Raw genomic sequence first — 22,501 nt, 5'->3', positions numbered from 1 at the left:
TTCCCGGGTTCCCGGCTCAGGTTTGTTTGTCCAGATGACGCACAAGAGCCAGCAATCCCAGTTCATAGCTTACTTCGCCAAATCCGGCAATCTGCCCGATTGTTTCCGCTGCAATCACTGAATGATGTCTGAACGCTTCGCGTGCATGAATGTTGGATAGATGTACTTCCACTGTAGGGACTTTTACAGCATTGATTGCATCACGTATAGCATAGCTATAATGAGTAAATGCTCCGGCATTCAATATCATTCCGTCTGCTTCGCCCATCGCTGCATGAATACGATCAATGATATCCCCTTCATGGTTCGATTGATAAAAAGCGATGGAGACGCCAAGTTCATCAGCCTGTCTGCGAATTTTGTCCTCAATATCCTTCAGACTAAGCGTTCCATAGATGCCTGGTTCGCGTACGCCAAGCATGTTCAGGTTCGGACCATTGATCACAATAATTCGTTTCATCGCTGCTCCACCCTCTCTGCAAATAACCATCTGCTATTTTAACACAGGCATTGCCGGATTGAGAAGCTTTTTTGCGCTATGCCCCTGCTTGCTCTGGCTCGCGTTTGCGTTCATCCGTGTACTCCATGGCTACCGTGTATCCAATGAACAGCCCCCATAGCAAAAAGAAGCAGATTTCCGTGATGATGGAATCCCATGTTAAACCCTTCAAAGGCTTCATCATTCCCAGTTTTGGTCCGACCAGTACAAAGAGAATCAGCCACCAGACAAGTCCATACACCATGCCGGGTAACGGCCCTTTTAATTTTCTAATCGTAAACGTGTAGAGCAAGGAAGCCAAGACCGAAAAGACAATAAAAAACAGCCACCCTGTCAAATGCCCTGCTGCGGTATATATATATTGATGTTTGAAAAAAGGCTCTGCGAGAAATCCTACAGGCACAATCGTAAAGTGCAACAGGTAGAATAGCCAGTGTAGCCCTCCCCAGATTAGACCTGCAAAGAAACCAAGCTCCAAAGCAAAGGAAAATGGCTTGGTATAGTAGTGCGCTTGACCCTGTCTCTGGGTAGGGCGCCTGCCCCTGTCTTTTTGCTGTCGTTCTCTCGGTCGTTGACCTTCAAGATGTGATGTATCTTCATGCGTACGTTCTGTCATCGATATTCTCCTTCATTCACTTGATAATCCCGCGTTATGCCCCGAATTTCCTGTCTGATTCTACGAGGTAGTATGTTCAAAACAGGACAATCTTAACAACATCCTTCAAGCTTTGACTCACAAACTAGAAATTGGTCTTAAAATTCGATACAATAGGGTTATTAAACTGCCTTTGATTGCGAAGGCCAAGAACAGAATAGGAAGGTGAATAATTTGCCTCAACAATCCAAGCCTGTCAGCTATGGGGGGCAAGCTGTCATTGAAGGCGTAATGTTTGGTGGGAAACATGTCAACGTTACAGCTGTTCGTAGAAAAGACGGCGAAATTACGTATCTGGAAGTTCCCAAGCAAGACAAGTCCTGGGTCACGAAATTGCGGCGGATTCCTTTATTACGCGGAATTGTCAGCATTATAGATTCAAGTGTCAAAGGTAGCAGACATCTCAATTATTCTGCTGACGCCTATGCTGATGATGAACTGGAACCGGAAGAGAAAGCCAAGCAAAAAGAGAAAGAAGGTTCGGGGTGGAGCCTTAGCATGATCATTGGTGTGACCGCCGTAGCCATCCTCTCATTCCTTTTTGGTAAAGTTGTGCTCACATTGCTTCCTGTGGTTATCGAGAATTTTCTATTCAAAAATGCATTCGACAATCAGTTTTTGCATAATTTACTGGAAGGCGGCATTAAGCTGATCCTGTTACTGGCCTATCTGTGGTTAATCTCACAGACGCCGATGATTAAACGTCTCTTCCAGTATCATGGAGCGGAACACAAAGTCATTAGCGCACATGAAGCTGGTGAAGAACTGACACCGGAGAATGTGCAAAAGTACAGCCGTCTGCACTACCGCTGCGGAAGCAGCTTCATCATGTTGACTGTCATTATTGGCGTGTTTCTATACTCCCTCTTCACGTATGACAACCTCTGGGAACGTATGGGTCAGCGTCTGTTGTTATTGCCAGTTGTGCTGGGCATTTCTTTTGAACTGTTAAAGCTAACGAATTCGGTACGCGATATTCCTGTACTGCGTTATCTCGGCTATCCGGGATTGTGGCTGCAATTGCTGACAACAAAAGAACCGACCAACGAACAGGTAGAAGTATCCATTGCTTCGTTTAACCGTATGCGTGAATTGGATGCCAAGCTTGCCAATGTCTCTGCTACATCAGAAGTACCTGTTGCAACACTCGATCCTGTGAAAGGGTGAATGATATGAACAAGCAGGCAATCTTATTTTGGACGTTCATCGCACTAGCTGCTGTTGGAGTCTTGACTTGGCTGGGAAATGCTAGTCCATCCAGGATCATTATTCCTCTGGTCGTGTTCGGAGCCGTATTCCTGCTGTACAGATATCCGCCTCGTCGCTGGGCAAGCAAAACCAAATCACCGAAGATTAAGCCATCCGCACGAACCATGGCGAAAGTCAATGCACAGTCCAGTGCCAGAAAGAGCGGCAGTTCTTCAAAGAAACGCAAGGATTATCCTTTCCAGGTGATTCAGGGACAAAAGGGTAAAAGCGATGAAGATATACCGAAATATCACTAAAAGTTACTGAATATACAAAAAGCAATTCTCCCCATGCGGAGAATTGCTTTTTTCACGTTTATACAGGAATCAGCGGTGGAGCTTCTGCTTGTTTCTTGCGCAATTCTTTTCTTTGTTTGTCTAGCTGTTCATCATACATTTTCGTATTCCACCCGTTGAAAAATTCGCTTCCAGCGGTAACACCTGAACGGTATAAAGCCGTGCTGTCCTGTAACGATAAATGAAATTGTGTTGGTTTAATGCCAAGCGTTGGTATCTTCACGGTACGAAACCGGTTAATCTGTTCGATGTAGCGTTCATCATGTGCTGTGAGCATCGTCTCCACAAGGGCTTGAAGCATGCTTAACGGTCCTTTAATCCGGGCAGGTTCCACCTCCGTCTTGCCCACCATTTTGAAACCGACGACCGGAATAACATCTCCCCCCTGTCCCGTACGATCACCATCGAAGAGCCACAACGGAAAATTGCTAAGCAACCCACCATCCACTACGTACACGAACTGATCTTGAAAAGGAAGTCCTTTGGAGAATACTGGCGATTTGCGTATGACAACCGGATCGAAAAAATACGGAATACTGCAACTCATACGTACCGCTTTTGCCACATCCAGCTTGGCAGGATCAATGCCGAACCGCCGAATATCGTCCGGCAGCACCAAGATGGTCCCATTGGATATGTCCGATGCGGTTATAAGCAACTTGCCTTGCGGCAAGTCAGCGAATGTGCGAATCCCTTTTTGCTCCAGCATCTTGCGAATCCATGATTCCAGCGCTTCTCCCGAATACAGTCCTTTCTTCAAGAACAGCCTTGCTGCGGGTCCGATCCATCGGGTATTAAAAATGGGGGAACGACGCAGCAATGAAATAAAGGGTGTATTCTCAATAATGTCTTTCATCTCTTCGGCCCGATAACCGGCAGCCAGCAGCGCAGCTACAATGGAGCCGGATGACGTGCCAGCTACCCGATTAAACTGAATGCCACAATCTTGAGCACCCTGAACAGCACCTGCAAGCGATATTCCCTTGACGCCTCCACCTTCAAATACCGCGTTAATTAACATCACAAAAAACCCCCGTTCTCCAGGCAGCACATTTCTACTGCCACTCTATGAGAACAAGGGTTTGTCTTATCACATGTTGTTAAAATGTTTTATAGACCATAGTAGGCTTTCAATTTGGCAATCAACCCAAGAGGGTTCTTCGTCAGGTACTGTGAGCTAAAGAAAATGTCTCCTTTGACCGAGCCATACTTTTTGTTGTAGTTCAGCTGATCGATGATCTCCTGTGATGTCTGCCAGCCAATTTCCGGCGTGCCCAGCTTATAAGGAGCGTGACCAATATACAATTTTACATTTGTGTTAGCCACTTCATTCGCCCACCAGTCCACAACTTTGTCGTATCGAGCTGCGCTTAGTGTCATACTCCAATACACCTGCGGAGCGACATAGTCGATCCACTCCTGATTGATCCATGTCCGCACATCTGCATTCATGCTGTCATACGCGGTTACTCCTGCTTTGGTATCAGAGCCGGTCAGATCAACAGATTTATTACGCCATACACCGAATGGACTAATTCCATATTCAACGTTAGCTTTTACCCTATGAATGCTCTGTCCGAGCTGCTTGACGAACTGATTAATATTGTCCCGACGCCATTCAGCACGGTCTTTCGTATTCAATGTGTTATAGGTTTTGAAGGTTGCATCATCATTAAACGTCACATTGGAAGGATAGAAATAATCATCCAGATGCACACCATCAATATCATATTGATTGACCACTTCCATGATTGTATCGATAATATGCTGTCTGGCTTCCGGGATCCCCGGGTTAATGTACAATTTGCCAGATGCGTTCACAATCCAGTCTGGATGAAGCTTGGAGATGTGATTTGCAGCCAGATTGGATGTACTCGCCGAATTCGTTGCTCTAAATGGATTGAACCAGGCGTGGAACTCCAGGCCCCGCTTGTGAGCTTCCTCAATCATGAAGGCGAGGGGATCATAACCTGGATCTTTACCCTGTGTCCCTGTCAGCACACTGTTCCAAGGTACCAGACCTGAAGGATAGATGGCATCCCCGTTGGCTCTGACTTGGACAAATACGGCGTTAATACCCATGCCTTGTAATGTATCAAGCTGTTTCGTATATTCTTGCTTTTGCTTCTCTACATTTCCCTTCGCCCCGGATGAAGGCCAGTCTCCATTCACAGTGGAGATCCATGCTCCCCGCATCTCTTCAGATGCCGGTACAGTGCCTGTGCCTCCAGGCTCTGCCGGGATTGCCGGAGTTGGTTCAGGTGTTGGTGTTGAAACGTCTCCTGTGTACAAATCAATGGTCTGGGCTGATTGGTTCCAATTCACCCGAATGCCAAGGTTCTCACTGACAAATCGAATAGGTACCATAACCCGACCCTGTTTCAATTCTACCGATGCATCCAGACCAACTACAGCGTTATCCACGTTCGCCTGCTGGCGTCCACTCGTCATCGTGATGACGGAATCGGACTTCTGGATGGTCACGGTACGAGTAGCCTGAGACCATAGTACAGATGCACCCAGTCCTTCGCTAATGACACGCAGAGGTACCATCGTTACATTGACCTTGGGCAGGATGTATGGTGATACATCCGACTCCAAGCGGTTGCCGTCCAGAAAAATAGCAATCTCCTTCTGTCCGGCTGCTTGTGCCGTCATGCCTGCTGTCTGTAATCCAAGTACAAAAATGAGCAGCAGGATCAATCCTTTACGAACATTCATTAGTGCAGTCCTCCAAAATCATTATAAATTTGCGGTAAATTCTACTAGTTTAATAGACGCTCCTACCGTTCGTTTAGTTGCGAAAAATCACCAAATTATGGTGTCAAATCAAACAAAAAAATGCTTCCTGCCATTAAAACGGCAAGAAGCATCCTTTGTTCACAGGATACAATTCATTGTATATTACTTTGTTTAATGTACTGCTGGAACTCAAGACTCCGTATTACTCATGACGTCCTGAAGATTTTTGAGGTCACGTAACCGACTCTCATCCTGACGGAAGTATTCAACCAAGGACTCAATACATGTAATGGAGTCCCAACTCAGGTGATGTTCAATGCCTTCCACATCATTGTAGATATTTTCTTCCTGAACACCAATCGTTGTCAAAAATTGTTCAAGCAGATGATGGCGTTCCATCAAACGTTTGCCCATCTTTTTGCCTTTTGGCGTAAGCACCAGTCCGCGGTACTTCTCATAGATCAGGTACTCGTCTTTGTCCAGCTTTTGGATCATCTTCGTCACCGATGAAGGATGCACTTCCAGTCCTTCAGCTATATCAGACACACGAGCATAGCCCTTTTCATCAATTAATTTGTATATACGCTCCAAATAATCTTCCATACTGGGCGTTGGCATCTGCTTCCCTCTTTTCTCTCTGACCGGCCCCTAATCGTGCCTGGTCCCTATCTTATAATGATACATGTTATCAATACGCATTGGCAAGTCCTGCACATTTCGCAGCGCACGGTACACAAGTAATTGGCAGGCGTGACTTTTCACCGAACGAGGCAAACTAAGCTAAGTTCCGCATCGAAAGGAGTGATTTCGTGAGTACAAGTGTTGCTCAACCGCCAGTTCGCAAAGCAAAAGGTACTAAACCCTTTATTCCCGATTTGGTGTACTTTGAACCCGGTGCGCTGGAATATGATAAAGGTAAACGTATTATGGAGTGGGTGACTTCCAAAGACATCCCTTATCAGATGACCACATCGCATAACCGGATCACGAATCTACCAGGTGAAACCGAACAAGAAAAGTACCGGATGGCGAAGCGTACTCTGGTCGTTGGTGTGCGCAAAACACTCAAGTTCGACCAGTCGAAACCTTCAGCGGAATATGCCATTCCCATCTCTACAGGCTGTATGGGACACTGCCATTATTGTTATCTTCAAACTACCCTTGGTGCCAAGCCTTATGTCAGGGTTTACGTCAATACCGAGGAGATCATTCAGGCTGCCAAAGGGTATATCGAAGAGCGCGCGCCAGAAATCACTCGATTTGAAGCCGCCTGTACGTCTGATCCCGTAGGACTCGAGCATATCACGGAGAATTTAAGTGACTTGATCCGTTTTATGGCGGAAGAAGAATATGGACGCTTGCGCTTCGTAACCAAATATCATCACGTTGATCCGTTGCTGAACATTAAGCATAACGGCCACACCCGTATCCGGTTTAGTGTCAATTCGGATTATGTCATCAAAAACTTTGAACCGGCTACCTCCAGATTTGAGGAACGCATAGAAGCTGCTGGCAAAATTGCACACGCAGGTTACCCTCTTGGCTTCATTATCGCTCCGATTATGTGGTATGAGGGCTGGGAAGAAGGATATTCCGAGCTGTTGCAGAAGCTGGCAGATACACTTCCAGAGGAAGCAACCAAGGACCTTACGTTTGAGATGATCCAGCACCGTTTTACCAAAACGGCCAAAGCGACCATTGAAAAGCGTTATCCTAAGACCAAACTGGAGATGGATATCGAGAAACGCAAGATGAAATGGGGCCGCTGGGGCCAGTACAAGTATGTGTATAAAGATGATCAGCAAGATGCGCTGCGCGAATTCATTACGGAACGGATCTTTGAACATTTTCCACTAGCCAATATTGATTACTTCACCTAAACGAAAAAACGGGACTGCCCTGCACGAATAGTGATGCTGGTATAAACATTCACACCAAACGATTAAAAAGCAGGTTACATGACCCAGAGTGACTCTGGTTAACATGTAGCCTGCTTTATCATGCATGATAAAAATCTAATTTCAGTTCATCCGTTTAAATAATCATCCAGTCTGGTGTAATCTGCTGCAACCAGATCGTAATCTTCGTCATCTGGTCTGTAAAAAGCAATATTCCAAGGAATAGCATCAATGCTCCCCCGATTTTCATCATGACATTGGAATACCGTAAGATCCAGCGTGTCGAACCAATAAAAAACGCCAAAATGAAGAACGGGATGGCAAACCCTGCAGTATAACCTGTAATCAGCGCCAGCCAGGTGGTGGGTTCACTCGCAGCCATTGCAATAATCGCTGTTAGAATAGGCCCAATACAAGGCGACCATCCTGCTGAGAAACCGATACCAAATATGAAAGAACCCAGATAGCCTGCTGGTTTCAACTTCATATCCAGCTTTCGTTCCTTCATTAGAAACTGCGGTTTGAACACACCAAGCAAAAATAACCCCATAAGCATAATCAAAATCGCAGACAATTGCCGAATCAGTTCCCGGTTATCATTGAAAAATTGGCCAAACAGTCCGGCACCCAAGCCAAGCGAATAAAACACAGCCGAAAAACCCAGAATAAACGCCAGCGTGTGCGTCATGGTCTTAAAGCGGACTTCTCGCTGATTGCGGTCATCCTTCAATTGTTGCACCGTCATCCCTGTAATGTAAGAGAGATATGACGGATACAACGGAAGACAGCATGGTGATATAAATGAGACCAAACCTGCTACAAAAGCCATCCATACATTAACATCAGGCATGAAGCGGATGTCTCCCTTCCCCGGGCTCTCGTGCTCGCTCGTTCCGTCGTCAGGCTCGGAACCCTTTTTTTCCTATCATCGTCAGAATCAGCATCATGATCAGCAATAATACGATCGTTGCTCCAGGTGCGAGGTTCCAGATGCCTGCAACAACCAATCCAAGGACTACAGCAATTTCACCGATCACCACGGACAGAATTATCGCGGATTTGAAACTTCGAGCCATTAACAGGCTGACCGCTACCGGAATGGTCAATAGCGCTGACACCAGTAGTGCGCCGACAATCTTGATCGCCGTACTAATAACGAGTGCTGTCATTACAGTGATTAACATGTTCAGAATTCTTACAGGCAATCCTGTAACCGCTGCTGCATCTTCCTCAAAGCTGAGCAGGAAAAATTCCTTATGTAACAATGCCACTACAATCACCACGATCAGCGTAACCACACCTACCAGCTTCAGATCCGTAGCGTCTAAGGTATATATACTGCCGAACAAATAACTCATGACATCTGCATTATATCCTTTGCCCAGCGTGAAGAACAAGGAAGCAAGAGCGACGCCACCGGACATGATAATGGCAATCGATAATTCGGCGTAACTCTTGTACGCTTTGCGTAATTTCTCAATCGCAAATGAAGCAAGGACGGCAAATATCAAACCTACCGCAATGGGATACACTTCAATCAGGAAGCCAAGTGCAACGCCGGCAATGGTCACATGAGACAAGGTGTCTCCGATCATGGATAACCGCCGTAACACCAGGAACAGTCCGATCAACGGCGCGGTGATGCCAATTAACAACCCACCCGCCAGCGCCCGCTGAAAAAAATCACTCATTAATATTTCCAAAACAAACACGACTCCTTCGGCCTAACTTACTCTAATCTAATGGGCCATACATACGGCTAGCGTACCTGTGCAGTGGTATGTTGCAGATTGGTTTCTGCACAATCCTGTACCTCATGCGAATGACGAACATGGAAATTAATTTTGCCATTCGTTACGGCAGCTTCAGAACCCAGATAACTCTCCATCCGATCCATATCATGAGACACCATCAGAAAAGTCATGCGGTGATGTTCATGCATATGGGTAATCAATTCAAAGAAACTGGCCTGTGATTCGGCATCAATACCTACTGTGGGTTCATCCAAAATCAACAAATCCGGGTGATTGATAAGCGCTCGTGCCAGAAATACACGCTGCTGCTGTCCACCGGACAATTGACCAATTCGTTTATTCGCCAGATCTTCAATCCGCATAACCTGCATCGCATCTGTGCACTGTTGCTGACATTTGCGAGACATCCGACGGAACATGTTTTTGTTATTGTACAAACCGGACATAACCACTTCACGAACAGTTGCAGGGAATAACGGATTAAACGCATTCTTTTGAGGTACATACCCGATTCGTTCCCAGTCCTTGAACCTGCGGATCGACTCTCCGAATAGCTTGATATCTCCCTGCGCAGGAGGAAGAAGTCCTACCAGCATACGCAGCAATGTCGTTTTTCCCGCCCCATTGGAACCGATAATCCCGACAAAGTCCCGTTCCTGGGCCATAAAATTGAGATTCTCAATCACTCGCTGGTCCCCATAGGAAAATGATAGTTTCTCGATCTCTATAATCGGATCATGACATAATGGCATGATTTGCTGCATGGCAAAGCCGCCTTTCATTATATGTGAGGATCTCATAGCGTCTAAGAGCCTTCACCGCGAACGGTAAAGACTCTTATGTCTGATTCCTTCATTCTATCTTATTTTAATGCGATCAGCAGATTTTGCAAATTTTTCTCCATCAGGGTGAAATAATCATCCCCGTTGGTTTCCTGCTCCTTGGTCAATCCTTCAACCGGATTAAGGACCATGGTCTCCACTCCTGCTTCACTTGCCAGTGTTTTCGCCAATTTGTCAGATACCAGCTCTTCGAAGAAAATGTACTTAATGCCTTCATCTTTAACCAGTTTCGCAAGTTTCACAATATCCTGCCCTGTCGGTTCAGCATCCGGGGAAAGTCCCATAATGGCATGCTGAGTTAGTCCATAATCACGTGCAAGGTAGCCGAACGCCTGGTGCGAGACAACAATTTCCTTGTTTGGCACTTTAGCCAATTCATCTGTAAAATGCTGATCCAGCGTCTCAAGCTTGGTACGAAGCTCTTCATAACGTTGTTCGTAACCTGCTGTGTGATCAGGATCTGCCTCAACCAGACTGTTTTTGATGTTTTCAGCCATGATCATGGCAGATTTCGGACTAACCCACGTATGTGGATCAATATGATGATCAGCGACATCTTCTTCACTGGTAGCCTCATCTGCATGTTCGTCTTCATGCTCTTCGCCGTGACCGTGCCCATCGTCACCCTCTGCGGTCAACAGCTTCACGCCTTCGCTGACGGCAACAGACTTCACCTTTGTATCGCTATTCAACGACTTTAGGAAATTCGGCACCCATCCTTCCAGTCCAGCTCCATTATAGAAAAACAACTGTGCCTTGGACGTATTAACAATATCCTGACTCTTTGGAGTCCAGTCATGTGGTTCTACTCCTGTTGGCAGCAGGTTAATAACATTGGCATCTTCACCACCAATTGCAGCCGTAAAAGCATACACAGGATAAAATGTCGTCACCACGTTTACCTTACCTTCTACAATCGTCGCACTCTTGGAGTTATCCTGCCCACATGCAGACAACACCAGTAAACTGAGAATAAGGAAACCAGTCCACAGTAACTTCATATTGCCTCTTTTGCTTGTCTTCCCTGTCCGGTTATCCGGAACTTGATGTTGCACTTTATAAAATGTCATTATGATTCACTCCGTATCTCTTAATCGTAAACATTACTGAAAGAATTATAGGTAACATGAACCCGCTTGTCAAGCTATACCTTCCTATTCATTCTTTCCTTAAGTACGGAGTTATAACAGTATATGCTTGTTCTCTACCCGTCAGATACGAAATTATATCAATAAAAAAAGGGACCCGAATTATATCGGGCCACCTTGAGTCATAGTTACGACAATATTTGAATCAATTTCATAACTCATAAAAAAGGATTATGATTTGATTCTTTTTATTTTACTTGTGCGCCATTAGGCATGTTGTCGGGTACTGTAGCAAGTGTAAGCTGGTCGCCATGGGACGCTGCAAGGATCATACCTTGAGACAGTTCACCACGAAGTTTCACCGGTTTGAGGTTAGTTACACAGATCACTTTGCGTCCAACCATCTCTTCTGGTGAATAGAACTTCGCGATTCCAGAGACGACTTGGCGCTGTTCATAACCCAGATCGAGCTGCAATTTCAGCAATTTATCCGCTTTTTTGACAGGTTCGCAGGAGATGACTTGAGCCACACGCAGTTCAACTTTGGCAAAATCGTCAATCCCGATCTCTTCCGTACCTTCAGGTGCAGTTACCGGTTCAACAGCTGCCGAAGCTCCAGCCTCTGCTTGACCTGCTTCAGGCTGTGCCGCTTTTTGGCCGCCAGTCATCGCTTCTGAGATATAGGCAATTTCCTGTTCGGAATCCAAACGCGGGAAGATTGGATCACCTTTTTGCAAAGCGTTTCCAGCCGGAACCAGCCCCCATTGCTTGGCTGTATCCCAGGCCGTAAGTTCACCTTCCTGAATGCCGAGCTGTGCCCAGATTTTATGCGGAGCACGTGTCAGGAACGGTTGCAACAGAATGGATGCAATGCGCAAGCTTTCGATCAGGTGAGCCATAACGGATGCCAATTCATCGCGTTTTGCTTCATCACGAGCCAGCGCCCATGGCTGCGTCTCATCAATGTATTTATTGGTGCGGCTGACAAATTGGCTGATCGCTGTCAGTGCTACGGAAAACTGCAGGTTTTCCATCGCCTGTTCCACTTTTTCCACCGTGGCATGACCTGCTTCTTCCAGTGAAGCATCAAATTCAGTTACGTTGGAAGCAAATGCAGGGGCTTTGCCTTCGAAATATTTATCTACCATGGCAACTGTACGGTTCAACAGGTTACCCAGATCGTTCGCAAGGTCGGAGTTTACACGTTCTACGAAGCTCTCCGGTGTAAACGTACCATCGGAACCAAACGGTACTTCACGCAGCAGGTAATAACGCAGTGCATCGAGACCATAGCGGTCAATCAGAGTCACCGGATCAACCACATTGCCTTTGGATTTGGACATCTTGCCGTCCTTCATCAACAACCAGCCATGTGCAAATACTTTCTTCGGCAAAGGCAGATCCAATGCCATCAACATAATTGGCCAATAGATCGTATGGAAACGAACAATTTCTTTACCTACCAGATGCACATCCGCAGGCCAGAACTTGTCATACAGGGATGCATCGGATGAACCGTAACCCAGTGCTGTAATATAGTTGGACAATGCATCAATCCATACGTAGACCACGTGTTTTGGATCGCCTTTAACCTTGACGCCCCATTCAAATGTAGTACGTGATACAGCCAAATCTTCAAGACCTGGCTTGATAAAGTTGTTGATCATCTCGTTCTTACGGGATTCCGGCTGAATAAAGCCCGGGTTCTCTTCATAATATTTCAACAAACGATCTGCATATTTGCTCATACGGAAGAAGTAGGATTCTTCTTTGACCAATTCAACGGGGTGTCCGCTATCCGGGCTCTTGGCTGAGATAATCTCGCCCTTCTCATTCTTCTCTACATCCACCAGTTGAGTCTCCGTGTAATACGTCTCATCCGGAATGCTGTACCAGCCTTCATATTCACCTTTGTAGATATCTCCCTGTTTCAGCAAACGGTCAAAGATATCCTGAACGACGGTTTTGTGACGCTCTTCAGTTGTACGGATAAAGTCGTCATTGGAAATGTCCAGCTTGTTCCACAGTTCCTTGATTCCCACAACGATATCATCGATAAAAGCTTGCGGAGTCTGTCCTTTCTCCTGGGCCTTACGCTCAATCTTCTGGCCATGTTCATCGGTTCCTGTCAGATAGTGAGCATCATAACCACGCAGACGCTTGTAACGAACCATCGCATCTCCCGCCACAGTTGTATACGCGTGCCCAATATGCAATTTGTCACTCGGATAATAAATCGGGGTTGTCAGATAAAATGTTTTTTGGTCAGCCATGAATGACTTCTCCTCCTTCAAATGGTCCTGCTTCATGTGATCCTTTCGTCCAAAACAACTAAAAAAGAACACAAAAAACTCCCGCCCCTATGGGACGAGAGTTGCTCTCACGTGTTACCACCCAAATTTCCCATGTTTTTCGCAAAACACAGGCTCTGTCGGTCCTTCGACCGCCCATTAACGCTGGATCACGCCTCAGCCTTACGACAGCAGCTCTGAAATCGCTGTCTGCACGCTCGAAAGAGGTTCCTCCGGGACCATGTTCCATCCTCCTCCCAGACCGGTTCTCAGCTCATCCGGCTCTCTGCACTGGGGGTGTGTCTGTACTTATCCCTTCACTGGAAATCATATAGAAGTTCTTCAAAAAGTAAAACCAGACTTTTTGAACTCGCATATATAGGAAAAATATACTGAAATGCGGGCCCCTTTGTCAAGTGGGCAGCAGCCTCGAGTTCAATTCCAGTTTGCTTCACGGCCACCCGAATACTTCAGGTTATAACGTTACTCGGATACCAGAGTAGACTTCTCCGCCTTTGGTGGCACCAGATCTACACCACCTGGATGAAACGGATGACATTTGGCAATACGTTTCGCTGTTAACAACGAGCCTTTGAGCGCACCGTGCACTTCAATCGCCTCCATGGCATAAGCCGAACAGCTCGGATAGAACCGACATGTTGGCGGCGTTAATGGAGAGATATAGTTGCGGTACACCCGAATGGGTGCCTGAGCGATTCTGCGCGATAACTTCATCGCCAGTGCTTCCCGTGAGCGTGATGTCCCGACGCCGCTTTGGCAGGAGCATGCTCAGCACAGTCCTTGCAATAGCCAAACACCTCAAACTTGTGGTCCACAACCTGAAATTGTTCAGGCGCATCCGCAAGCTGCATCGGGCAAAAAATAATAGGATACGTCTTCTGACACTTCAGACAGATCATATGATGGTGATGATGATCTTCACTACAGTGTGCTTTGAATTTAACGCCATCTTCGAAGATGACCTGTTCCAGTACACCCAGTTCCTGCATCACCCGCAGATTCCGATATACTGTGTCAAAACTCAGTCCGCTGTAAGTCTTACCCATATATTCATAGACGTCCTTGGGTGTAAGATACCCGGGGGACTCGGCAAATAACCGGGCCAGTGTTTTCCGCTGATCAGTAATGCGGAGCCCCTGTGAGGACATAGTCGAAATAATCTGTTCTGTCGACAGCATGATCTAAAGCACCTCCTGTCTTACGAGCATTTTGCCTCTTCTGTATACATCTAATAATGCATCAAATTACGATTAGAGTCAACGAAGACACCGGGTTAGGTCATTATAACAACACATAAAAAGGACTCCATACACATGCATTGCCATTACGTTTAGCTTTGAGCTAATGACATTACATATTAATGGAGTCCCTTCCTGACGGTTCAGATGATCAATCGTTCGGGCGACTTTTGGGGTGAACGGGTATATATGATATAAGCTTTCACTCCAAACCGTCCGTGCATGTTCATGATATTACTTTTCAGCCGGAAGCGGCGTGAACAGCAGGTTTACAGGCAAGTTACTTCCTGGTGCCGCCGAGAAGAGAATCGTTACACTCTCGCCGTATGAACCTGTGCGATACATTACGCTTTGCTCATTAGGTGCAGTTACAGATTTACCTGTGGAAATCTGAACAACTTGTCCGTTCACGAGTGCCACACCTGAGTATCTGCCTCCACGAGGGTTAAATGAAATCAACGTGCGCGGAGCAACATTATTCAATGTAATTTTGTACAATACACCGAAGTTACCTGCGTTGGAAGCTTCTGTGTAAGCCATCGGGTCCGTTCCTACAAGGTTCGGATCACTTGCATTGTCTCCAAGTGGAAGACGTGCAGGCTTCGATCCTATTTCTTGATCATACGTGATGATCCGTGTTGCATTCGGGTACGTTCCACGGTTGTGAACACCATCACGATCCAGAACCGGCAGGCTCGACAACACTTCCATCGGGTCCTTGTTTTCTTCGATCATGATAATGTTGTAATCCAGTTCATAGTCACTGAATACATCCGAATACAAGGAGATGACTTGTCCCTGTTTCATCGGGAGAACACTCAGATCATTAAGAATCAGCTTGCTTTCTCCTGGCTGGATATACACTTTCTTTTGTCCGGTACCATTCTGCATGGACTGGAACCAACGATCAATGGACAACTTTCCAGCTACCGTTGCAAAAGGAGATGGTCCTGCAAAGCCCATGTTTTGTTGTTCAATGGACGCCGTGTATGCATTGTTGTTTGTCGCTACAACATACATTTTCACGTTTTTGCCCGTGTTGTTCACATGGTGAATCATGAATCGTGTCTGTCCGAAGGAAGATTCCTTGTACACAATGCCTTCTGTATTCACGGTTTCCGGGCTGTTACTGCGGATCAGCAGACTGGGTTCATCATAATAAGTGAAAGGTACTTTCTCCAATGCGGGTACTCCACCACCGTCAAAAGTGAACTTCTCACCAACTGGTGTGAACAATTGATTGAAGTCGGACAAACTATACAGCGTTTCGCCCGTAATGTTGATCATCTTGGTGTAGCTATCACTAGCACCATGTTTATCGGTGACTGTAATCGTTACGGTCTTCGGTCCTGGAACAAAGAATGCAAGTGCATTGTTATCCCATTCGGTTTTAACAATTGCGTTCTCATCATCTGTGCTTTGATCAATATAAGTGATTTTCTCACCCATTTTGTATTCTTCTTTATCTGTCGTAAACATTGCGACAGGTGGCAGATTCGGTCTTTCAACCTTAATCGTAACCGAATACGGATCGCTCCATTGACCACTTGAATCCTGAACCGCATAGGTTACTGTGTATACACCTGGTTGGTCGAATGAATCCTGACGACCTGTCCAACGCTCATCTACAATGCTGAGTCCCTTTGGAGAGCTGGATCTGGTTGTATAGGTCACCTGGTCTCCGGCAAAGACCTCTTTTTGTACCGTGAAGCTCGCCACCGGTTTGGTACTCAGATTCAATACAACCGTTTTGGCAGATTGATTTACTTTATACGTAATGTCCAGAGCCTGTGTAATTGAAGTCAACGGCACCATGAACGTATTTTTTTGTTGATAAGCCGCGCCCTTCATCGTTCTGGACACACCATTAACGGTATAGATCTTGCTGTTGGTTTTGAAACGCAGCTCATCTTCACCACTAATAATGATCGTTTCTTTGGTTGTGTTATCGTATTTGACATCATAGCCAACCCGATCAACGAGAGCACGAATAGCTACATAGGATACACCATTTTTAACAGCCATTGGCTGCCCGGCAAGATATGTTTTGCCATCTTGCATCATTTTATTACTGTTCATATAAAGAGTAAGGTCTCCACCTCCGCCTCCAGCAACAGATGAACTCCCCGTAGACGGTTGCTCTACTTCTACTGGTGCAGGTGCTGGTGTTTCCTCAGCTGTACCTTCTTCGTCCGTCGGTTCCTCTACCGGATCAACTGGAGTAACATCTGTTCCTGTAGGAACATTGGTTTCCGGATTCACTTCTTCAGTTGTTTCATTATTTGATGTTGGCGTGTTTGTTTCGGATTTCACTTCGGATTCCGCGATGGTTTGTTCTTTCTTCACAACCTCCACGGATTTAACTTTGGCTGTATTCACTGGTGTAGTATCGCTCTGATCTGCTGATTGTGCATTGGCAGGAATAACTGCAAACGCCTGAAAAACAGCAAAAGCGGTAAGTATGGACAATTTCTTCTTCAAATTCATTCTTTGTCTTTGGCTCCTTCTGCTCCCATTTTATAAATATCCCCCTCAAAAAGTCATATTATTAGACGCTTGGAACCGGGAAAAGTTGCTAAAAAGTTAAGAGGAGAATTGTAAACTTTTAATAGAAGGAAAATACTATGAAAATAGTTATCTATCCATTATCTTTTTGGCATCAGATCCCAAAATTCCCCAATAGCAACTTTCCAACAAAAAAATCTCTCTGCAATATGGCCAATCAGCACCATGTCGCAGAGAGATTTAAGGTTTGAATAGGTCTAGCACAAACGGACAGGCAGACTTCCCGTTGGCTGCAGTCCACCGGTTAACACATGGGATAATGCCTTGACAACTGTAGATGTATTCTCATACGTACACACATAACTTCCTGGCCTCGGAATCTCCAGCAGATCATAGGGATTGCGCAGAGCAATTACAATCAGCGAATGATTCTCACTGAGCTTTTCAACCAAATACTGTTGCCCTTTCGGAAGATGACCTGCCGATGTATACGTACATACGATAACCTGCTCACTCTCCGACACTTCCGCCAATATCCGATCTGCTTCATCAGAAGTGGGCTGAGTTGTAATGTTGTGTTCACGAACGCTGCCTCGCAGCTGCGATAGCGCTATACCAAGTGATTCTGTATGGGACCATGGTTCATCCACCTCTGTCCGTTGCACAACCTCAGGCCAGATGACATACACGTCCTTCTCCGGGTCCAACGGCAGCAGCCCATCATTATGAACGATAGTAATACTGCTTGAAGCAATCTTGAACAGCGTCGATTCGTTTAATTCCCTGGTTTCAGTAGAGTCAGTGGGTTGAGTGAATTCACTGTTTTTAACAGGTTCAACATCTGCTGCTTCAAACAGTTCACTCGCTTTCGGCGAAACAAAATGATCATTCTGCTGCCCACAGCGCTTTTTTTTCCATGTCATAATGCGTTCCAACGCCTGATGAATAACCTCTTCCGATACCCGACCCGTTCGAACTGCTTCTACAATGGCTTCCAGCGCAGCAACCTGATCTTGCAAGGTATGACTCACCAGAATCAGATCTGCTCCTGCCTCCACAGCACGAATGGCAGCTTCAGCTACCCCATATGGCTTGGATATGGCATGCATTTCAAGACAATCTGTAATAATAATGCCTTCAAAACCCATTTCCTCACGTAGCAGGCCAGTTAACACCTTATGCGACAATGTTGCCGGAATGGGTTCGGGCTCAATCGAAGGGAACATCACATGAGCTGTCATAATCGCATCGACCCCGGCCTCAATCGCCCGGCGGAACGGCAGCAGCTCCATCTGTTCAAGCCTGCTTCGATCATGAGGTACCTTAACCATACCCAGATGAGAATCTACGGCGGTATCTCCGTGTCCCGGAAAATGTTTGGCAGTAGCAGCTATGCCCTGTAGTTGATATCCGGTGATGGCTGCTACACCATGAGCGGCCACACTTTCAGCATGTTCACCATATGAACGTACACCGATGACCGGGTTCAGCGGGTTGTTATTCACGTCGACCACTGGTGCAAGGTTCATATCAATACCGATGCTCTTTAACTCACGTCCCAAAATTTGGGCACACGCCAGGGTATATTCCGGGTTGCCTGTCGCACCAAGTGCCATATTCCCCGGTACTTGGGTTATTCCTTCTTTGTCAATCCGTGCAACCATGCCGCCTTCCTGGTCTACCGAAATCATAAGGGGTAATGCCTCCGCTTCGGCAGCCAGATCTTGCAGTTCGGCGGACAGCCTTGTTAATTGATCCACACTTTCGACATTGCGCCGGAAATAGATGACGCCCCCAACGTGATAGTCACGGATTAAGCGAGTAATCTGTTCATCTGCATACTGACCGTGAAATCCACACATCAACAATTGGCCTACCTTTTGCTCCAACGTCAGATCATTCAAGGGTTTCATTCGATCTCTCCTCTCGTTTCCATTGCCACTACGAACCCAATCGTTTACTCTGCCTGTACTCGGAGGGTTTCATGTGGAAGTGTTTATGAAACACCTTGGAGAAGTAGCGACGCTCCTTGAACCCTGTTGCTTCCCCAATCGCTGTAATGCTCCATTCGGTTGTACTCAACAATAAAGCGGCACTTTCCATCCGTTTCTGCGTCATGTATTCCACAAAAGTAACACCCATCTGGGTTTTAAATAGCTGGCAGAAGTAGCCCGGGCTGATTCCGAGCCAATCGGAGACTTCATCTATGCCCAGGTCCTGTTGCAGTCGTGCGTCCATATACTCACATGCAGACAGGATCAGCTCCGATACGGAAGGACGTGGCTGCGTTTGTTTGCCCTGACAGGCATGGATAACGACCTCTGCAAGTTCAAGGAGTTCCCTCATGAAGACGGCCCCTTGCAGTGCATTCCAATAATTCACTTCGTGCTCTTCAGCGATGGCCTGTACTTCGCGCAGTTCCCGAAGCATATGTACAAGCATAAACCGAAGATTGGTTTCATCTATCTTGTTGAAGGATTCTTCCGAATTCCCCATTCGCTGTTTAAGCCGATCCAATACATCGCGTAATCCCTGCTTGTTCCCTTGTCGAATCCACCGAGTAACAAGCTCCAGATCTTCTCTTGTAATCCATGAGTTTGCCCCTTTGGAGGCCGCATGTTCATACGATAAGGTGGTTTCGGGACAACTCACCTTCAGCACCCTGTCCTCACTCTCCGCATGGGACATCAATATTTTTTGACAATGCCGGTATCGATCCAGAATTTGACTTTCCAGGTTCACGGGCACAATATCCTGAACAACCCTGACCTTCACACTTGAATCCAGGGATAATATCACATTCAATTCGAGACACAGTTGATGGGCGAGTTCCTCTGAGCGACGTTTCCATTCACCCGATGCCTCCAGCAAGATGCACCACTCCCCTTTGCGGGTCGAAAGAATCTGACAGTCCCCCTCAATTCTCTCTGCTACTTCCCTAAGTCTGGAACTTAAGGTCTCATGCCATCGTTGATGCTGAAGCTCGGACCAACCGATCGAATGGCGAAAATAACCGACCGCATCCACCAGCAGCAACGTATACGGTGCAGCAGTTGTTATGAATTCAGGAACAGAGGCAGGATAGGCAACCTTCAACGGTGCTTCTCCTCGTAACAGGTCAATCAACTGTTTGTGTCTGATCCAGCTTTCCATCTCTTGGCTGCGATAACGTTGCGATTCGTTTTCCTGACGTCTCTTCTGGATCTGTCCGGCAAGTTCACGCAGTTTATGTTCCAGATTCAAATAATCAATTGGCTTACATATGTATTCATGTACGTTATACTTGATAGCGGTTCGAGCATATTCAAACTGCTGATAACCGGTCAGCAAAATAATCTCACATGTTTCACCCTGCTCTCGCAGCAAACGAATAAGTTCCAATCCATCCATAGACGGCATCCGAATATCACACAAGAGAATGTCTGGATGACTTTCTGTAACTTTCCCCAGCGCTTCTGCCCCGCTTCTCGCTGTACCTGTGATTTCAATCCCCATCTCTTCCCAGGGTAAAATGTAGTTCAGATTCTCCAGAATCGGCAGCTCATCGTCAACCAGCATTGCAGTGAGATTCATCCGGCTTCCTCCTGCTCATATAATGGAATGATGCATCGAATAACTGTGCCATACCCCGGTGCTGAACATATAAATATGCCATACCCGGCCCCGTATTGAATACGAATTCGATCTGCTACACTTCGTAATCCCAGTCCCCGGCGTTCCGTTATGGACGATAATGATTCCGCCCCTTTCGCCAGCATATCTTCCGGCGGGTCTGCTGCCATATACTCAAATCGTGCGAGCATTTCCTGGGGAATACCGATCCCATTGTCCTCAACACTTAACACCAGATGATCCCGTTTCGCATATGCGCTTATCCGCAGTACACCTGGATAGGTGATCCCCTCAAACCCATGTTGAATGCTATTTTCCACCAGAGGCTGGAGGGTCAGCTTGAGCAAGATTGAACTGTATAGATGGGATGGAATGTCAATCTCATAGGTGAACAAATCACTGAACCTGTACTGTTGAATCTCCAGATAACTCTGCAAATGCCTTATTTCCTCACCCAGCGGAATCTCCTCCTGATCCTGAATGCTGATACGAAGCATATTGCCAAGTCTGGTCACCATCTCGCTTACTTTGCGGCCTTCTCCGCGCAATGCCAAGCCATTAATCGATTCCAATGTGTTGAACAGAAAATGGGGTTTGATCTGGGCTTGTAGTACACGTAATTCCGCTTGGGCCTTCTGCTCCTGCTCTGCCCGAACACGACGGAATAATCCCCCAATACGATCCAATAGTTCATTGAACCCTTGCGCAAGCAGCTGCATTTCATCGAATCCTTTTCCTTCCACCCTCGCATTAAAATCACCATCATCCACACGACGCATAAACCTTACAAGTACAGCAATGTTGCCTGTAATACGATTCATGAAAAAAAGGTTAAAGATCATCGCTGCAAGCAGGCATAACAGAATAATGATGACAGACCAGCCTGCAAAGGCATTGGTTTCCGCAGACAAGGCTTCCCATGAAGTCACACTGACGAGACTCCAGTTATAGTTCTTCAGATGATATTGCGAAATGATGCTCTCCTTGCCGTCAAAGACCGTTCTGACACTGCTAAAGCCAGGACCGTAACTGTCGGATTCAGCACCAAGGTTTTGCATATTCTCACCGTTATAACGACCTGCAGGATCATAGACGATCAGCCCTTCTTCATTAATTAAAAGGAATGATGTATCCTGTGCCGAATCGCTGATTTGCAGGTGACGGAAGATCCGGTCAATCTCTCCTTTTTTGATCTGAACAACAAGCACGCCGATATTTTGAAAATAACTGAGTTCTTTGACCAGTCTGATCTGGGTGAAGACAGGTTCTACCCCGGTTAATTCGGGATATTCCAAAGGTGCAAGCCATTTGGGCACGCCATTAAGTTGCTGAATTTCATTGAATAAGGGATGTACTTTGAATTGCTGAAAAGGAAGGGCTTGAAAATTTTCTTTGGTGAAAATGGAGACAATCTGATTGTTCACGGACGAACGCAAATCATATAAAAAGGCATAACTGATGAACGGATAATTATATAGAAGGGAACGGAAATTGCGCTGGCTGGCATTGAGGGATAACTGATTACCGGTTCCCAGATCCTGCTTGGTTGGATCTTTGGCGTTCAACGCCATTTGAAAAACTGATGTCGCTATCCCGTTGTCGGTCACATTATTAATCTGCTGAAATACATTCTCGATATTGTAACTAATGGCCTGAAGCGCATATTCGGCCTGTTGATTGTATTTTTTCTCAATCGTATGTGATGTGACCAGAAACATGCCAATGCCCAGCGCACACATCGGTACAATGATCAGCAGCAGAAATGCCAAGGCCAGCTTCATTCGCAAGTTCATATCCCGTTCTCCCTATCCA

The 22,501-nt window shown here is 46.2% G+C and carries 19 protein-coding genes; 3 read left to right on the top strand and 16 right to left on the bottom strand.

Annotation, left to right across the window (positions count from 1 at the left end):
- Window positions 1–16: 16 nt before the first annotated feature.
- Together aroQ and MKY73_RS09850 are read right to left on the bottom strand one after the other, a co-directional pair.
- Window positions 17–460, bottom strand: coding sequence for a type II 3-dehydroquinate dehydratase (gene aroQ / locus MKY73_RS09855; RefSeq protein ID WP_339235497.1), 444 nt, complete (start codon window positions 458–460; stop codon window positions 17–19).
- 76 nt (window positions 461–536) lie between these two features.
- A complete protein-coding gene (locus MKY73_RS09850; RefSeq protein ID WP_339307172.1) occupies window positions 537–1,115 on the bottom strand; it encodes a YqhR family membrane protein in 579 nt (192 codons plus the stop codon).
- 213 nt (window positions 1,116–1,328) lie between these two features.
- Here MKY73_RS09850 and MKY73_RS09845 point away from each other — a divergent pair, with 213 nt between their 5' ends.
- Both MKY73_RS09845 and MKY73_RS09840 read left to right on the top strand, forming a co-directional pair.
- On the top strand, window positions 1,329–2,321 hold the full coding sequence (locus MKY73_RS09845) for a DUF1385 domain-containing protein (RefSeq protein WP_062835280.1): 993 nt from the start codon (window positions 1,329–1,331) through the stop codon (window positions 2,319–2,321).
- Between the two features lie 5 nt (window positions 2,322–2,326).
- Entirely contained in the window at window positions 2,327–2,659 is a 333-nt protein-coding gene (locus tag MKY73_RS09840; RefSeq protein WP_339307170.1) for a hypothetical protein, read from the top strand.
- A 58-nt stretch (window positions 2,660–2,717) separates the two neighbouring features.
- Here MKY73_RS09840 and MKY73_RS09835 read toward each other — a convergent pair whose 3' ends face one another.
- From MKY73_RS09835 to mntR, 3 genes are all read right to left on the bottom strand, one after another.
- Window positions 2,718–3,719: a patatin-like phospholipase family protein gene (locus MKY73_RS09835; RefSeq protein WP_339307168.1), complete on the bottom strand. Its 1,002-nt coding sequence runs from the start codon at window positions 3,717–3,719 to the stop codon at window positions 2,718–2,720.
- An 89-nt stretch (window positions 3,720–3,808) separates the two neighbouring features.
- Window positions 3,809–5,419, bottom strand: coding sequence for a family 10 glycosylhydrolase (locus MKY73_RS09830; RefSeq protein ID WP_339307166.1), 1,611 nt, complete (start codon window positions 5,417–5,419; stop codon window positions 3,809–3,811).
- Between the two features lie 210 nt (window positions 5,420–5,629).
- Entirely contained in the window at window positions 5,630–6,058 is a 429-nt protein-coding gene (mntR, locus tag MKY73_RS09825; protein WP_062835284.1) for a transcriptional regulator MntR, read from the bottom strand.
- 191 nt (window positions 6,059–6,249) lie between these two features.
- Here mntR and splB point away from each other — a divergent pair, with 191 nt between their 5' ends.
- The gene (gene splB, locus MKY73_RS09820; protein ID WP_339235508.1) at window positions 6,250–7,320 is read left to right on the top strand and encodes a spore photoproduct lyase; all 1,071 of its coding nucleotides are present in this window, start codon (window positions 6,250–6,252) and stop codon (window positions 7,318–7,320) included.
- Between the two features lie 154 nt (window positions 7,321–7,474).
- On the opposite strand, the gene MKY73_RS09815 is transcribed toward splB, so the two are convergent.
- The 11 genes from MKY73_RS09815 to MKY73_RS09765 form a co-directional block, all read right to left on the bottom strand.
- The gene (locus tag MKY73_RS09815; protein WP_339307164.1) at window positions 7,475–8,188 is read right to left on the bottom strand and encodes a cytochrome c biogenesis protein CcdA; all 714 of its coding nucleotides are present in this window, start codon (window positions 8,186–8,188) and stop codon (window positions 7,475–7,477) included.
- A gap of 49 nt (window positions 8,189–8,237) precedes the next feature.
- Window positions 8,238–9,041 (bottom strand): metal ABC transporter permease, encoded by an 804-nt coding sequence (locus MKY73_RS09810; protein WP_017687569.1) that lies wholly within the window; start codon window positions 9,039–9,041, stop codon window positions 8,238–8,240.
- A gap of 56 nt (window positions 9,042–9,097) precedes the next feature.
- The gene (locus tag MKY73_RS09805; protein WP_339235515.1) at window positions 9,098–9,856 is read right to left on the bottom strand and encodes a metal ABC transporter ATP-binding protein; all 759 of its coding nucleotides are present in this window, start codon (window positions 9,854–9,856) and stop codon (window positions 9,098–9,100) included.
- Window positions 9,857–9,954: 98 nt separating this feature from the next.
- Window positions 9,955–10,935, bottom strand: coding sequence for a metal ABC transporter substrate-binding protein (locus MKY73_RS09800; RefSeq protein ID WP_339308545.1), 981 nt, complete (start codon window positions 10,933–10,935; stop codon window positions 9,955–9,957).
- 335 nt (window positions 10,936–11,270) lie between these two features.
- Entirely contained in the window at window positions 11,271–13,331 is a 2,061-nt protein-coding gene (gene metG / locus MKY73_RS09795; protein ID WP_339307162.1) for a methionine--tRNA ligase, read from the bottom strand.
- A 465-nt stretch (window positions 13,332–13,796) separates the two neighbouring features.
- On the bottom strand, window positions 13,797–14,048 hold the full coding sequence (gene yidD, locus MKY73_RS09790; RefSeq protein WP_091018158.1) for a membrane protein insertion efficiency factor YidD: 252 nt from the start codon (window positions 14,046–14,048) through the stop codon (window positions 13,797–13,799).
- Window positions 14,045–14,512: a Fur family transcriptional regulator gene (locus tag MKY73_RS09785; RefSeq protein ID WP_339307160.1), complete on the bottom strand. Its 468-nt coding sequence runs from the start codon at window positions 14,510–14,512 to the stop codon at window positions 14,045–14,047. The genes yidD and MKY73_RS09785 overlap by 4 nt, the downstream gene beginning before the upstream one ends.
- A 294-nt stretch (window positions 14,513–14,806) precedes the next feature.
- A complete protein-coding gene (locus MKY73_RS09780; protein WP_339307158.1) occupies window positions 14,807–17,059 on the bottom strand; it encodes a stalk domain-containing protein in 2,253 nt (750 codons plus the stop codon).
- A gap of 275 nt (window positions 17,060–17,334) precedes the next feature.
- Window positions 17,335–18,990: a beta-N-acetylhexosaminidase gene (nagZ, locus tag MKY73_RS09775; RefSeq protein ID WP_339307156.1), complete on the bottom strand. Its 1,656-nt coding sequence runs from the start codon at window positions 18,988–18,990 to the stop codon at window positions 17,335–17,337.
- A gap of 28 nt (window positions 18,991–19,018) precedes the next feature.
- Window positions 19,019–20,650, bottom strand: coding sequence for a response regulator (locus MKY73_RS09770; RefSeq protein WP_339307154.1), 1,632 nt, complete (start codon window positions 20,648–20,650; stop codon window positions 19,019–19,021).
- Window positions 20,647–22,482 carry a sensor histidine kinase gene (locus MKY73_RS09765; protein WP_339307152.1) on the bottom strand — a complete coding sequence of 612 codons (1,836 nt, stop codon included), beginning with the start codon at window positions 22,480–22,482 and terminating at the stop codon, window positions 20,647–20,649. The genes MKY73_RS09770 and MKY73_RS09765 overlap by 4 nt, the downstream gene beginning before the upstream one ends.
- Window positions 22,483–22,501 lie beyond the last annotated feature (19 nt).

It is taken from the genome of Paenibacillus sp. FSL R5-0519 (genome assembly GCF_037974275.1).
Classification (GTDB): domain Bacteria; phylum Bacillota; class Bacilli; order Paenibacillales; family Paenibacillaceae; genus Paenibacillus.
Note: the sequence above shows the minus strand (reverse complement) of the source record. Positions and strands in the feature narration are given on the sequence as shown.

What these genes read in the sequence shown, in the direction of transcription:
- aroQ (WP_339235497.1), bottom strand. Translation starts at nt 460, where the DNA reads ATGAAACGAATTATTGTGATCAATGGTCCGAACCTGAACATGCTTGGC.
- MKY73_RS09850 (WP_339307172.1), bottom strand. Translation starts at nt 1,115, where the DNA reads ATGACAGAACGTACGCATGAAGATACATCACATCTTGAAGGTCAACGA.
- MKY73_RS09840 (WP_339307170.1), top strand. Translation starts at nt 2,327, where the DNA reads ATGAACAAGCAGGCAATCTTATTTTGGACGTTCATCGCACTAGCTGCT.
- MKY73_RS09835 (WP_339307168.1), bottom strand. Translation starts at nt 3,719, where the DNA reads ATGTTAATTAACGCGGTATTTGAAGGTGGAGGCGTCAAGGGAATATCG.
- MKY73_RS09830 (WP_339307166.1), bottom strand. Translation starts at nt 5,419, where the DNA reads ATGAATGTTCGTAAAGGATTGATCCTGCTGCTCATTTTTGTACTTGGA.
- mntR (WP_062835284.1), bottom strand. Translation starts at nt 6,058, where the DNA reads ATGCCAACGCCCAGTATGGAAGATTATTTGGAGCGTATATACAAATTA.
- MKY73_RS09815 (WP_339307164.1), bottom strand. Translation starts at nt 8,188, where the DNA reads ATGCCTGATGTTAATGTATGGATGGCTTTTGTAGCAGGTTTGGTCTCA.
- MKY73_RS09805 (WP_339235515.1), bottom strand. Translation starts at nt 9,856, where the DNA reads ATGCAGCAAATCATGCCATTATGTCATGATCCGATTATAGAGATCGAG.
- MKY73_RS09800 (WP_339308545.1), bottom strand. Translation starts at nt 10,935, where the DNA reads ATGAAGTTACTGTGGACTGGTTTCCTTATTCTCAGTTTACTGGTGTTG.
- metG (WP_339307162.1), bottom strand. Translation starts at nt 13,331, where the DNA reads ATGAAGCAGGACCATTTGAAGGAGGAGAAGTCATTCATGGCTGACCAA.
- yidD (WP_091018158.1), bottom strand. Translation starts at nt 14,048, where the DNA reads ATGAAGTTATCGCGCAGAATCGCTCAGGCACCCATTCGGGTGTACCGC.
- MKY73_RS09785 (WP_339307160.1), bottom strand. Translation starts at nt 14,512, where the DNA reads ATGCTGTCGACAGAACAGATTATTTCGACTATGTCCTCACAGGGGCTC.
- MKY73_RS09780 (WP_339307158.1), bottom strand. Translation starts at nt 17,059, where the DNA reads ATGAATTTGAAGAAGAAATTGTCCATACTTACCGCTTTTGCTGTTTTT.
- nagZ (WP_339307156.1), bottom strand. Translation starts at nt 18,990, where the DNA reads ATGAAACCCTTGAATGATCTGACGTTGGAGCAAAAGGTAGGCCAATTG.
- MKY73_RS09770 (WP_339307154.1), bottom strand. Translation starts at nt 20,650, where the DNA reads ATGAATCTCACTGCAATGCTGGTTGACGATGAGCTGCCGATTCTGGAG.
- MKY73_RS09765 (WP_339307152.1), bottom strand. Translation starts at nt 22,482, where the DNA reads ATGAACTTGCGAATGAAGCTGGCCTTGGCATTTCTGCTGCTGATCATT.